Here is a 13,267-nt window from a genome sequence, read left to right on the forward strand (position 1 = left end):
AGAGGGAAAAGGTGTCAACCCAATTCAGGACGGGTCACTGCAAAGGAAAAGGCCGCCTTTCGGCGGCCTTCACTTCTTATTACTTCAGCTTGATCTCGCGCAGGCGTTCCTCGAGGAAGCCGTGGGCGGTGATCGCCTCCGGGTACCGGCTCGGGTTCTCCGGGGTGATGCAGGACGGCAGCACGTCGATCAGATAGTCCGGGTTCGGGTGCAGGAAGAACGGCACCGAGTAGCGCGGCTGGCGCGCCAGGTCACCCGGGGGGTTGACCACGCGGTGGATGGTCGACGGATACACGTGGTTGGTCAGGCGCTGCAGCATGTCGCCGATGTTGACCACGATGGTGTCCGCGTCCGAGGTGAACGGCACCCATTCGCCCTCGTGCGACTGCACTTCCAGGCCCGCGGCACTGGCACCGACCAGCAGGGTGATGAAGTTGATGTCGCCGTGGGCACCGGCACGCACGTTCGGAATGTCGTCGGTGGTGATCGGCGGGTAGTGGATCGGGCGCAGGATCGAGTTGCCGAAGTTGGTCTTGTCGGCGAAGAAGTCTTCCGGCAGGCCGATGTGCAGGGCCAGCGCCGACAGTACGCGCGAACCCAGGTTGTCCAGCGCCTGGTACAGGCCGTAACCGCGCTCGCGGAAGCCCTCGACCTCGGTCGGCCACAGGTTCGGCGCCATCACGTCGCGGTACTTGGAGTCGTCGGCGATCTCGCGACCGATGTGCCAGAACTCCTTCAGGTCGAAATGCTTGGAGCCCTTGGCGGTCTCCACGCCGAACGGGGTGTAGCCGCGGGCGCCGCCACTGCCGGCCACGTGGTACTTGCGCTTGACCTCCTCCGGCAGGGCGAAGAAGGCCTTGAAGGCATCGTAGGCCGCGTCGATGTCGGCCTGCGGGATGCCGTGGTTGCGGATGCCCGCGAATCCCCATTGGCGGTAGGCCGCGCCCAGCTCGGCCACGAAGGCCTCGCGGTCGCTGTCGAAACGGGTGATGTCGAGGGTGGGGATCTGGCTCACAGCGGTTCCTGGCTTGTCGTTGGGTCTGGAAGGGCCAGCGCATTCATGGCCCACCTGAACATTGTGACAGATCGCCCGGGGGACGCCACTCGATACGAAGAAACAAACCGATACAATGCGCAACCCGCGCGCGGATTAACGATTCCGTCACAACCGGGACTCCCGCCCCTGCTCCACCTGCCGCCTCCGTCCTTCATGCGCCCTGCTGCTCCTTCTGCCAACACCTCCCTGCCCTCCGGCCCGGCACGTCACTGGCGCCGATTGGCCTGGTGGTCGCTGTTCGTGGCCGGCAACGCGCTGCTGGCGATGGCGATCACGCTCGGCAACGTACCGCTGGCCGACAACCCCGGTGGCGCAATCGGCCTGGTTTACCTGTCCGTCGCTCTGCCGGGGCATCTGCTCGCCTTCGGTGCCCTCGCAGGCCTGCTGCCGCTGCTGCTGGGCCTGTGGCCGCGCAGCGCGCGCACGCTGAGCATCAGCGCCGTGCTGCTGCAGGGCCTGTGGCTGTGCCTGCTGCTGGTTGATGCGAAGGTTTTCACTCTGTATCGGTTCCACCTCAATGCCATGGTGGTGAACATGGTGTTCGGCGGCGCGCTGCAGGACCAGGTCGCGTTGTCCTGGAAAACCTGGCTGCAGGCCGGACTGCTGGTCGCCGCCATCTTCGCCGCCGAAGGCCTGCTGGCCTGGGCATGCTGGAAGCTGTTGCCCGCCCTGCCCCGCCGCCGCCGGGTCCTGCAGGCCTGGGCGGTGGTCGCTCTGCTGATGGGGGGGGGCCAGGTCGCCACCGCCTACTACGATGCCCGCGGCGACCGTGACGTCATCGCGCAGTGGAACTACCTGCCCTGGGCGCAGCCGATCACCGCCAAGAGCTTCATGCGCAAACTGGGCGTTGTCAGCGAACAGCAGGCTGGCCTGCCTGACCCGCGCCATGCGCAGCTGCTGTATCCGCTGCAGCCCCTGCGCTGCCAGAACCCACATCGGCCGAATGTGCTGATGGTGGTGCTGGAGTCGCTGCGCCAGGACGCCATGACGCCGCAGCTGATGCCCAATACGACGGCACTGGCACAGGCTTCGCGCGTGTACGACCAGCATTTCAGCACCGGCAACGCCACCCGCTACGGCCTGTTCGGCCTGCTCTACGGCCTGCCCGGCGGCTACTGGCAGAGCATGCTGGACGAACAGCGCGGCTCGCAGCTGTTCCAGGTGCTGGGCCAGCAGGGCTACGACCTGCACCTGTACGGCAGCGCGCCGCTGTACAGCCCGGAGTTCGACCGCACCGCCTTCGCCGACGTACGCGACCAGCTGCACCAGGGCCCCTCCGCCCTGACACCCGACAAGCGTGACGCAGCCATCGTCACCGCGCTGCAGAACGACATCCGCACCAGCCAGGCCGCCCAGCACCCGTGGTTCGGCTTCGTGTTCCTCGACTCCACCCACGCCGGCTACCACCTGCCCGCCAGCTACCCGCCGGTGGCCACGCCGATGGCCAAGGAGATCGACTTCCTGTCCTTCGGCCCGGACCACGACCCGACGCCGGAGCTCAACCGCTACCGCACCGCCGTGCACTACGCCGACAGCCTGGTCGGCTCGCTGCTGGACGACCTTCGCGCGCAAGGCCTGGCCGAGAACACCATCGTGCTGGTCACCGGTGACCATGCCGAAGAGTTCAACGACCTCAAGCTGAACTACTGGGGCCACAACGGCAACTTCTCCGACTACCAGCTGCAGGTGCCGTTCGTGCTGCACTGGCCAGGCCAGGCCAGCGGCCATGAGATGCGCACCAGTTCGCATGAGGACTGGGTGCCGACATTGATGCGCCACGCACTGGGCTGCGAGAACGCCCTGAGCGACTTCAGTACTGGCCAGGACCTGCTGGCCGCGCCCACCACCAGCGAACGTGCGCTGGTGGTGGAGAGCTGGTCGCAGCGCGCGGTACGCCATGGCGATGCCATCTACGTGTTCGACAAGTTCGGCAACGCCACCGCGCTCGACCGGCACTACCGTCCGCTGCCGCAGCAGGCACCGGACGGCGCCGCCATCCGCTCCGCATGGGAAGCGCTGACCCGCTTCCGCAACCGCTGAACTTCAAGGACCGATCCTGCATGAACCGTCCGCTGCGCATCCTGCATACCGAAGCCGCCAAGGGAATGGGCGGGCAGGAGATCTACATCTTCCGGCACATGCAGGTGATGCGCGCGCGTGGCCATGAAGTGTCGTTGCTGTGCCAGCCCGATGCGCGCCTGGCCACACTGGCACGCGACGACGGTTTCACCGTGCATACGCTGCGCATGGGAGGCCTGGCACGCCTGCTGCGCGGCGTGTGGTCGGTATCGCGACTGGTGCGCCGCGAACGCTACGACGTGGTCAACACCACCAGCCGCCGCGATGCGCTGATCGCCGCCGCCGGTGCACGCCTGGGCGGCACGCCGCTGGTGGTGCGCTCGCGCCACCTGATGAGCCCGGTCAATTCGCTGCTGACCTATACCGGGCTTCCGCACCGGGTTTTGACCGTCAGCAGTTTCGTCAAGCAACTGCTGGCCGACCGTGGCATTCCGGCCGAGCGCATCGGCATCGTGCCGCCGATTGCGGTTCCGCCGCGCTGGAGCGAGATCCGCAAGGCCGATCCCTGGCAGTGCCTGCAGGACGCGCGCGCACAGGTGCGTGCCGAGCTCGGTTTCGGCGAACAGGACATCGTGGTCGGCTGCGTGGCGGTACTGCGCGAGCCCAAGGGCCATGCCGACCTGCTGCAGGCGATGATCCCGTTGTGCAAGGCCAACCCGGACCTGCACCTGGTGATCGTCGGTGATGGCCAGGCCGTGACGGAACGACTGCAGGCGATGTGCGCCGAGCACGGCCTGCAGCGCCAGGTGCACCTGCTCGGCTACCGCGATGGAGCCTGCCGGCTGATGGCCGGCTTCGACATCTTCGCGCTGGCCTCGCACAAGGAAGCGGCCGGCACCGTGTTCCTGGAAGCGGCTTATGTGGGCGTACCGATCGTAGCCACGCGGGTGGGTGGCGTGCCGGAGATGGTGGTCGATGGCAGCAATGCGATCCTCACCCGTTTGGGAGACAATGCCGCCCTGACAGGTGCCTTGCGCCTGCTGGTGGACGACCCGGAACGGCGGCGGCAGATGGGCCGCGCTGGCTGGGACTGGATGCACGGCGCGCACCGCTTCACGCCGGACGGCCACGGTGAAGCCACCGAACACTACTACCACCAGTGGCTGAAGGAGCTGGGACATGGCTGATGCGCGAACCGTTCCGGTGCTGATGCACCACCATGTCAGCCCCTCGCCGGGCATGATCACCGTGTCGCCGGAAAACTTCGAAAGCCAGATCGCGTGGCTGGCAGGCAATGGCTGGACCTCACTGACGCTGGACCAGTACGCCGGCTTCCTGGCCGGCAAGCCGGTGCCGCGCAAGTCGATCGTCATCACCTTCGACGATGGCTACCTGGACAACTGGGTGTATGCCCATCCGATCCTGCAGAAGTACGGCATGCATGCCGTGGTGTTCGTGGTCACCGGCTGGATGGGCGAAGGCCCGGAACGTCCGCATGCCGGCATTGCCGGAGCGACGCTGCCGTCGACGCCGGACCATCGCGGCTGCGAAGCGGCGATCTACGAGCAGGACCGCAGTGACGATGTGATGATGCGCTGGAGCGAAGCACGTGCAGCCATCGCCGCCGGCACCTTCGAAGTGCATTGCCACACCCATACCCACACCCGCTGGTTGCGCCGTGACGATCTGGACCGTGCGCAGCGCCGTGCGGGCCTGAGCCGGGATCTGGCGATCTCGCGCGAAGTCCTGCAGGACAAGCTTGGCGACGTGTCCGATACCTTGTGCTGGCCGTACGGTGATTTCGACCAGGATCACATCGAAGTGGCGCGCGAGCAGGGCTTCCGCTACCTGCACACCACCCACCCGTTCGGCCGCAACGTGATCGGTGGCGACCCGGAACGCATCTATCGTTTCGCGATCCGCAACCGCCCGGCCAACTGGCTGCGCAAGCGCATCCGCCTGAGTTACAACCCGCTGATCGCGCCGCTGTTCAATGGGTTCAAGGCACGCCAGAAGAAGATGGTGCCGGGGCCCTGAACACGCCATCCACCCTGGCCGCCGCAAAAGAAAACGCCCCGGAATTCCGGGGCGTTTTCTTTGTACGGATGTGCAGTCGCCTCAGCTGGCGGCTTCACGCACCGCAGCGGACAAGCGGTCCAGCGTCTGCTGCATCAGCGTGGCGTCATCGGCTTCCACGGTGACCCGAACCACCGGCTCGGTACCGGACGGCCGCAGGAACGCGCGGCCACGGCCGGCTACGGCCTGCTGCGCCACAGCCAGCGCGGACTGCACGCTTTCAGACTGCACCGTGGCCTTGGCCGAGACATTGCCCAGACGCACGTTGACGGTCTTCTGCGGCACCCGCACCAGGCCCTTCAGTGCCTGGCGCAGGGTCTGCCCACTGTTGCGCAGCGCGACCAGCACCTGCAGAGCGCTGACGATGCCATCACCGGTGGTGGCCCGGTCCAGGCACAGCAGATGGCCCGACGCTTCCCCACCGAGTACACCGCCGCCCTCGACCAATGCCTGGTGCACGTAGCGGTCACCAACGTTGCTGCGCACGAACGGGATCTGCAGATCGGCGAAAGCTTTCTCCACGCCGTAGTTGCTCATCAGCGTGCCGACCACCGGGCCGCGCAGGCGGCCTTCGTCCTTCCAGGCGCGGGCCAGGATGTACAGCAGGTCGTCACCGTCGACCGGGTTGCCCTGGTCGTCGGCCATCAGCACACGGTCGCCATCACCATCGAACGCGATGCCGAGATCGGCACGGGTCTCGCGGACTTTGGCCGCCAGGTTGTCGATATGGGTGGAACCCACGCCGGCATTGATGTTGACGCCGTTGGGCTCGGCACCGATGCCGATCACCTCAGCCCCCAGTTCGCGGAACAGCAGCGGTGCGATCTGGTAGGTGGCGCCGTGTGCGCAATCCAGCACCAGGCGCACGCCACGCAGGTCGAACGCGCGCGGCACGCTGGCCTTGCAGAACTCGATGTAGCGGCCGACCGCTTCACGCGCACGCGATGCCTTGCCCAGCTTCTCCGATTCGGCGGTGGTGAACGGAACGTCCAGCGCCGCTTCCAGGGCAAGTTCGGTGGCATCGTCGAGCTTCTCGCCCTGGGCCGAGAAGAACTTGATGCCGTTGTCGTAATGCGGGTTGTGCGAGGCGCTGATGACGATGCCGGCGTCCACGCCCAGCGTGCGGGTCAGGAACGCCACCGCCGGGGTCGGCATCGGCCCCAGCAGCTGTACGTCGGCGCCGGCGGCGACCAGGCCGGCTTCCAGTGCCGCTTCGAACATGTAACCGGAAATGCGGGTGTCCTTGCCGATCACCACGATCGGCCGGCGCCCGTCCTGGCCGCGCTGGGCAACCAGGACACGGCCCAGGGCATTGCCCAGGCGCAGCACGAAGTCGGCCGAGATCACGCCCTGGCCGACCCGCCCACGGATGCCATCAGTACCGAAGTACTTGCGGCCTCCCATCACGCCACCTCCGGCGCCGGCTGACGGCCCAGCATTGCCAGCAGATCGGACAGGCGGTCGCGCATTTCGCGGCGGTCGCAGATCTGGTCGATGGCACCGTGCTCCAACAGGAACTCCGAGCGCTGGAAGCCTTCCGGCAGCTTCTCGCGCACGGTCTGCTCGATCACGCGCGGGCCGGCGAAGCCGATCAGCGCCTGCGGTTCGGCGATGTTGATGTCGCCCAGCATCGCGAACGAGGCCGACACACCACCGGTGGTCGGGTGGGTCAGCACCGAGATGTACGGCAGGCCCGCTTCACGCAGCTTGCCCAGCGCGGCCGAGGTCTTGGCCATCTGCATCAGCGAGAACAGGCCTTCCTGCATGCGCGCACCGCCGCTCTGCGAGAAGCACACGTACGGGGCGCCGATCTCGACCGCGGTTTCGGCGGCCAGCGCGAAACGCTCACCCACCACCGAGCCCATCGAGCCACCCATGAAGGCGAAGTCGAAGGACGAGGCCACCAGTGCACGGCCCTTGAGCAGGCCGCGCATGGCGATCAGCGCGTCATATTCGCCGGTGTTCTTCTGCGCGATCTTGATGCGCTCGCTGTACTTCTTCTGGTCCTTGAACTTGAGCAGGTCGGTCGGGCCCAGGCGCGCACCGATCTCGGTGGTGCTGTCGGCGTCGAACAGGGCGGCCAGGCGCGCACGTGCGCGGATCGCCATGTGGTGGCCGCACTTCGGGCAGACCTCCAGGTTCTCTTCCAGTTCCGGACGGTACAACGCGCTGCCGCAGTTGCTGCACTTTTCCCACAGGCCCTCGGGGACACTGCGCTTCTTGCTGGGGGTGTTGTCGGTGCGGATGCCGGACGGCATCAACTTGCTGAGCCAACTCATGCGGGAGGACACTTCCGTTCAGGGCGGCCCAAGGGCCGCAAAGGCGGACAGTCTAGCTCCGCTTTCCCCGCCCGTGCACCCCCTTGCCGGACACGGGGCCGCCGGAAAAAACCATGCTGGGACGTACGTTTAGCGCGGCAACGCCGTGCGGGTAGCGCCGCGCCATGCCCGGCGGATACCCTTGCGCCCCGCACCGCCGGGCATGGCCCGGCGCTACCGTTACTGGTCCAGCGCCTGCCGCAGCGGAGCCAGGAAGGTTCGAGCGCGCTGTGCGGCCTCCTCAGCCGAGCCCGCTTCGGCCAGCGCCGCCACCAGCGCGCTGCCGACCACCACGCCGTCGGCCTGGCGGGCCATCGCCGCAGCACTGTCGGCATCCTTGATGCCGAAGCCGGCCACCACCGGCACCGAAGCGCGCGCGCGCAGGGCCTGCAGGCGGGCACTGGCGGCATCGCTGTCCAGGCGCTCGGACGCGCCGGTGACACCGGCAAAGCTGACGTAGTAGAGGTAGCCACGGGCCAGCGCCAGCAGCTTGTCGGCGCGCGCCTCGCTGGTAGTCGGCGATGCCAGCAGGACCAGTGCCAGGCCCGCTGCATCGAAGGCCTGCTGCGCTTCGCCGGCTTCTTCCGGCGGCAGGTCGACCAGCAGAACGCCGTCCACACCCGCCTCCACGGCTGCCGTTGCGAAGGCCGCGTAGCCATGGATCTCCACCGGATTCAGGTAGCCCATCAGCACCACCGGCGTCTGAGCGTCACGCTCGCGGAACTGCGCAACGGCCTGCAGCACGTAGCGGCTGCCAGCACCACGCGCCAGCGCACGCTCGGAGCTGCGCTGGATGGTCGGGCCGTCGGCCATCGGGTCGGAGAACGGCACGCCCAGTTCGATCACGTCGGCGCCGGCGTCCACCAGTGCGTGCATGACCGGCACGGTGGCCTCCAGCGAGGGATCACCGGCGGTGATGAAGGGAATCAGCGCCTTGCGCTGCTGCTCGCGCAGTCGCTGGAAACAGGCATCGAGTCGGGAAACAGGCATCTCAGGCACATCCTTCAATCAGTTCAATCGCATCGCTGGTCCCCCAGTACATCTGGATGACCCTCCCTTCAAACAGTTCCACGCGGATGCCTAGGGCCGAGCCCGGGTCCTGCCAGGTGAGGTACTCGCCCTGGTCACCGTCGTAGGCATGCGGGCTGGATACCGGCGGCTTCGGGAACTGGGCCATGGCCTGGGCGCGGGTCATGCCGACACGCAGGCCGAACGGCCCGGGCTGCTGGGTCGGCGCCCCGCTCTCCGGATCCAGGCCGAGATCGAAACGGACCACGCGATCTTCATCGGTCATCATCGACACGCCCGGCGGCAGCCCCTTGCCGTCGTAGTACTCGCAACTGCCGCCGATGGCTTCGACCGCCCCTTGCGCGGTCCACGGCCCGAGTGCCTTCAGATCGGTCATATGCTGGCCGATCAGCACCTCACCGGCATGGTCCAGCGCCACCGAGGCCACCGCGGGCGCGTCATCGCTGTCCTTACTTTCCACAGACGGCGGATCTTCGATCGGCGTACGCGCCATCGGGTCAAGATCATCGTTGGCGGCCTGCTGCACAGGCTGCGTGGTGGCCTTGGCGGCCGGTGCCAGCACCGGCGGCTCCGGCGGCTGGCACGCAGCCAAGCCCAGTGCCAGCAGCAGCACGCCACTGTTCCGCAGCAGCGCGCTCACAGCACCAGCCCTTCGCGCGCGGCGATGGTATGCACGTCCTTGTCGCCACGCCCGGACAGATTGCAGAGGACGATCTGGTCACGCGGTCGCTCACGCGCCAGCTTGATCGCCTGTGCCAGCGCATGGCTGGACTCCAGTGCCGGCAGGATGCCTTCGGTGTGCGCCAGCAGATGGAAGGCCTGCAGCGCTTCCTCATCGGTGATGCCGAGGTAGCGTGCGCGGCCGGTATCGGCCAGGAACGCGTGCTCCGGCCCGACACCCGGATAGTCCAGGCCGGCTGATACCGAGTGGGTCTCGATGATCTGGCCGTCGTCGTCGCACAGCACATAGGTGCGGTTGCCGTGCAGCACGCCCGGCCGACCCGCCGCGATGGAGGCGGCATGGCGACCGGTGCTGATGCCATCACCGGCGGCTTCGGCGCCGACGATCTCGACCTGGCGATCATTGAGGAAGGCATGGAACAGGCCGATGGCATTGCTGCCGCCGCCGACGCAAGCGGTGATCGCATCCGGCAGGCGGCCGTACTCGGCCAGCATCTGCTCGCGTGCTTCGCGGCCGACGATGGCGTTGAAATCGCGCACCATGCGCGGGTACGGATCCGGACCAGCCACGGTGCCGATGATGTAGAAGGTGTCCTGCACGTTGGTCACCCAATCGCGCATCGCTTCGTTGAGCGCGTCCTTCAGGGTGGCCGAGCCGGAGGTGACCGGCACCACCGTCGCACCGAGCAGCTTCATTCGGTAGACGTTGATCTTCTGCCGCTCGATGTCGGTGGCGCCCATGTACACCACGCATTCCAGGCCCAAGCGCGCGGCAACGGTGGCACTGGCCACGCCATGCTGCCCGGCACCGGTCTCGGCGATGATGCGCTTCTTGCCCATCCGCGCGGCCAGCAGCGCCTGGCCGATGGTGTTGTTGATCTTGTGCGCACCGGTGTGGTTCAGGTCCTCGCGCTTGAGCAGGATCTGCGCACCGCCGACATGATCGCTCAGGCGCTGGGCGTGATAGATCGGGCTCGGCCGGCCCACGTAATGGGCCAGGTCGCGGTCGTAAGCGGCCTGGAATGCCGGGTCCTGGCGGGCCTGGTCATAGGCCTGGGCCAGTTCCTGCAGCGGGCCGACCAGGGTTTCGGCGACGAAGCTGCCACCGTAGCGGCCGAAGTGGCCCTGGGCATCCGGGAAGGCGTGGTAGTCGGCAATGGGGGAGGCAGACATGGAAGCGACCGCTGGTTCGAGACAGGTGGATACTCTAGCGCACGGGTCGTGACCGGAAAATGGATATTATCTGGCGCATATCGTCAGGAAATCTCACATGAGTCGTTCCCTGCTGCCTCCCCTCAATGCGCTGCGTGCGTTCGAGGCCACCGCCCGTCTGGGCGGGGTTGGGCGCGCCGCGCAGGACCTGCATGTCACCCACGGCGCGGTCAGCCGGCAACTGAAGCTGCTGGAGGATCATCTCGGCCTGGCATTGTTCCAGCGTGCCGGCCGCGGGCTGCGCCTGACCGCTGCGGGCACGCGACTGCAGGCCGCGTGCAGCGAGGCGTTCAGCGGCATCGAAGACTGCGTGCGCGAGCTGCGCCGGCCGACGGCGGCCCCAGCACTGGTGCTGGGCTGCAGCGGCAGCGTACTGGCGCGCTGGATGATCCCGCGCCTGCCCGTGCTGCAGGCCGCCCTGCCCGGCGTGCGCCTGCAGTGGTCGGCGCTGGATGGCAGTTTCACCGAAGCACAGGCTGCGCTGGATGCCGTACTACTGCTGGCGCAGGGGCCGTGGCCACGGGGCTGGCAGGTGCGTGAGCTGGCGCCGGAACGGGTCGGCGTGGTGGTGGCACCCTCGCATCCGGCCGCGCAGCGCCTGCGGCAGGTACCGCCCTCGGCGCTGCTGCAGGAAACGCTGCTGCACACCAGCTCACGGCCGCAGGCGTGGCCGGCGTGGGCGCAGGCGCACGATCTGGACACCGCGAAGCTGCAGCTGGGCACCGCTTTCGAACATCTGTACTACCTGCTGGAAGCAGCCGTGGCCGGGCTGGGCCCGGCGATCGCACCGGAGCCACTGGTGGCCGAAGATCTGGCAGCAGGCCGGCTGGTCGCACCGTGGGGGTTTACCGCCACCGGCGGCTTCTGGGTGCTGGCGCGGCCGGATGGCCCGGCCGATGCACGGGTGGACGCCCTGGCCGACTGGGCAGCAGCGCAACTGCAATGAGACGAGGCCCCGGGCGGCGTTCACCGCCCGGAGCCGGCAACACAGGCCTCAGCGACCGCCCATCGCGACCCGCTGCTGCTCCTCATGCACCTGCTGCTGGTGCGAAGGATCTGCCAGCAGCTTGGCACTGGTCTGCTCCAGCGACGGCGGCGCCTGGGCCAGGTCGACCGCGGTGCGGAAGCCCGGCGTCGTGCCCATCACGAACGCCTTGCCATCCTGCACCGTGATGCTCTGCAGCTTGTCGGCCGCGTCGATTCCGTTCTGCTTTGCATGCAGGGTGATATTGGCGGCAGCCTCTTCGGAAAACACGCTGGGAAGCTTGCTGCGGACGGCGTTGTGCAGTGCGTGGTCCGGATGCGATGCATCGTTCAGCGACGGCCCCTTCGGTACAGCCGCTGCAGGTTCATGGCCCTGCGCACGGCCCGCCGCCAGCGCGGCAGCGGTCTGGCGACCGACAATTCCATCGGCCACCAGCCCCTGCTGTTTCTGCAGCGCGATCACCGCTTCGCGGGTGTGATCACCAAAACGACCATCCTCTGACAACCGATGGCCCTGCGCATCACGCACACCGAGCTGGTTGAGAGTCTGCTGCAACGCCTGCACGTCCGCGCCACGCTGCCCCTGCTTCATCACCTCGCTGGCGGCCGCGTGTGATGCAGCCGGCTGCACGGTGGCGGTTGGCCGGGACAGCGCAGGTTCGCCATTGCCGTGCAGCGGCGCGCGCACCTGGAATTCCGGCTTCGGTGTCAGCGCACCAACGATGCGGGTGCTTCCGCCATCCCAGTACCCGCCCGGCCGGATGGTGACTTCGGCCGGCCCGGTGCTTCCCTGCGAGCCGATGAACTGGATGTTTCCCTGCGCGTCGTAGCCTTTGAAAATGCCGACATGCTGGCCCTGCGACGAGGAGAACATCAGGATGTCGCCCTGCTTCAGCGATCCGTTCGGTTTGCGTGCTTCGGCAGCCGAGGTCACATCGAAATGCTCGCGTGCGTAAGCCGTGGTGTTCGCACCATTGAACAGCGTCGACGTAGTGAACCCCGCAGCGTTCTCGCCACGCACGTCGTAACCCGCGTTCTTCAGGCCTCGCCATACGAACGCCGAGCAATCCACGCCGAAGCGTCCGTCACCATCGAGGTCACGCTCCAGCCGGCTGCTGTCGCGACCCGGGCGCGGATGGTCCGGGCGCCCGTATTCGTACTGGCGGCCTGAGGCCATGAAATGCTGATAGGCCTCGTTGTAGAGCGCGGCACTGCCGACTGCAGCCACGGCCTGGCCCGCAGCAGGCGCCGCCGCTGAAGGCGTCTGTACCTGCGGTTGGGTCTGGGTCTGCACGGGCGCGGCCGCCGGAGTGCGCGTGGGTGGCTGCTGCGTGGCAACCTCACCCGGCTGCCAGCCCTCGAAACGGCGGATGCCGTCGGCCAGCACTTCACGCTCGCGCACGCTCATCTGGCCGACGGTCTTCGAGCGCAGGTCGACACCCTGGCGATCGCCTTCGGCATAGATGGTGGCCGCCTGCTCCTTGTGGTGGGTGGTGCCGCTGTAATCCTTGGTGGAGTAGCTCGGCAGCATTTCCTCCACGGTCTTGTCGCCGAACCGGCGTTCGAGCAGCTGGATCTTCGCTACCCGGCCGGCTTCATAGCTTTCGAAAACCGCGTTGCCCCATTGGTCGAGATCGACCACGCCCTTGTAGCGCCCCTGCGCCGATTCCAGCGCCTGCTCGCGGGTACGCGGATTGGTCACCGTCTTGTCCGCGCTGCCGGCGAATTCAAACTTGAGATTGCCAGGATTGTTGTTGCGCCACGAGACGCTGCCGCCTGATCGTTCGACGACACTGCCATCGTCCATTTCCAGCGTGCGCGTGGTACCTACGCTGCTGACCAGCCGGGTGATTTTCGGATCCGACATGAGCTGTTCCTTTGCCAGTGGTTG

11 protein-coding genes are annotated in these 13,267 nt (G+C 67.3%); 4 read left to right on the plus strand and 7 right to left on the minus strand.

Going from position 1 to position 13,267, the window contains the following annotated elements; translation table 11 throughout:
• Positions 1-79: 79 nt before the first annotated feature.
• On the minus strand, positions 80-1,015 hold the full coding sequence (locus ACZLIB_RS16305; RefSeq protein WP_478468132.1) for an isopenicillin N synthase family dioxygenase: 936 nt from the start codon (positions 1,013-1,015) through the stop codon (positions 80-82).
• A gap of 195 nt (positions 1,016-1,210) precedes the next feature.
• Between ACZLIB_RS16305 and ACZLIB_RS16310 the strand changes: the two genes are divergently transcribed.
• Genes ACZLIB_RS16310 through ACZLIB_RS16320 form a run of 3 tightly spaced genes read left to right on the plus strand, consistent with a single transcriptional unit; the run spans position 1,211 to position 5,113 of the window.
• On the plus strand, positions 1,211-3,097 hold the full coding sequence (locus tag ACZLIB_RS16310) for a DUF3413 domain-containing protein (RefSeq protein WP_049398727.1): 1,887 nt from the start codon (positions 1,211-1,213) through the stop codon (positions 3,095-3,097).
• A 20-nt stretch (positions 3,098-3,117) separates the two neighbouring features.
• Positions 3,118-4,263: a glycosyltransferase family 4 protein gene (locus ACZLIB_RS16315; RefSeq protein ID WP_032128255.1), complete on the plus strand. Its 1,146-nt coding sequence runs from the start codon at positions 3,118-3,120 to the stop codon at positions 4,261-4,263.
• Positions 4,256-5,113, plus strand: a complete 858-nt coding sequence (locus ACZLIB_RS16320; RefSeq protein WP_032128254.1) for a polysaccharide deacetylase family protein — start codon at positions 4,256-4,258, stop codon at positions 5,111-5,113. The genes ACZLIB_RS16315 and ACZLIB_RS16320 overlap by 8 nt, the downstream gene beginning before the upstream one ends.
• Before the next feature lie 81 nt (positions 5,114-5,194).
• Here the strand turns inward: ACZLIB_RS16320 and glmM are convergent, their stop codons facing one another.
• The 5 genes from glmM to trpB all read right to left on the minus strand — a co-directional run bounded on the left by glmM (position 5,195) and on the right by trpB (position 10,353).
• On the minus strand, positions 5,195-6,556 hold the full coding sequence (glmM, locus tag ACZLIB_RS16325; RefSeq protein ID WP_032128253.1) for a phosphoglucosamine mutase: 1,362 nt from the start codon (positions 6,554-6,556) through the stop codon (positions 5,195-5,197).
• Positions 6,556-7,431, minus strand: a complete 876-nt coding sequence (gene accD / locus ACZLIB_RS16330; RefSeq protein ID WP_005410473.1) for an acetyl-CoA carboxylase, carboxyltransferase subunit beta — start codon at positions 7,429-7,431, stop codon at positions 6,556-6,558. The genes glmM and accD overlap by 1 nt, the downstream gene beginning before the upstream one ends.
• A gap of 219 nt (positions 7,432-7,650) precedes the next feature.
• On the minus strand, positions 7,651-8,460 hold the full coding sequence (trpA, locus tag ACZLIB_RS16335) for a tryptophan synthase subunit alpha (RefSeq protein ID WP_285303114.1): 810 nt from the start codon (positions 8,458-8,460) through the stop codon (positions 7,651-7,653).
• A 1-nt stretch (position 8,461) separates the two neighbouring features.
• Entirely contained in the window at positions 8,462-9,139 is a 678-nt protein-coding gene (locus ACZLIB_RS16340) for a hypothetical protein (RefSeq protein WP_478468135.1), read from the minus strand.
• Positions 9,136-10,353 carry a tryptophan synthase subunit beta gene (gene trpB / locus ACZLIB_RS16345; protein ID WP_014647880.1) on the minus strand — a complete coding sequence of 406 codons (1,218 nt, stop codon included), beginning with the start codon at positions 10,351-10,353 and terminating at the stop codon, positions 9,136-9,138. The genes ACZLIB_RS16340 and trpB overlap by 4 nt, the downstream gene beginning before the upstream one ends.
• A 97-nt stretch (positions 10,354-10,450) precedes the next feature.
• On the opposite strand from trpB, the gene ACZLIB_RS16350 reads away from it, so the two are divergent.
• Positions 10,451-11,338, plus strand: a complete 888-nt coding sequence (locus ACZLIB_RS16350) for a LysR family transcriptional regulator (RefSeq protein ID WP_032128249.1) — start codon at positions 10,451-10,453, stop codon at positions 11,336-11,338.
• 48 nt (positions 11,339-11,386) lie between these two features.
• On the opposite strand, the gene ACZLIB_RS16355 is transcribed toward ACZLIB_RS16350, so the two are convergent.
• Positions 11,387-13,243 carry a C40 family peptidase gene (locus ACZLIB_RS16355; protein ID WP_478468137.1) on the minus strand — a complete coding sequence of 619 codons (1,857 nt, stop codon included), beginning with the start codon at positions 13,241-13,243 and terminating at the stop codon, positions 11,387-11,389.
• Between the last annotated feature and the right edge of the window lie 24 nt (positions 13,244-13,267).

The organism is Stenotrophomonas sp. 220_Sma, assembly GCF_056487375.1.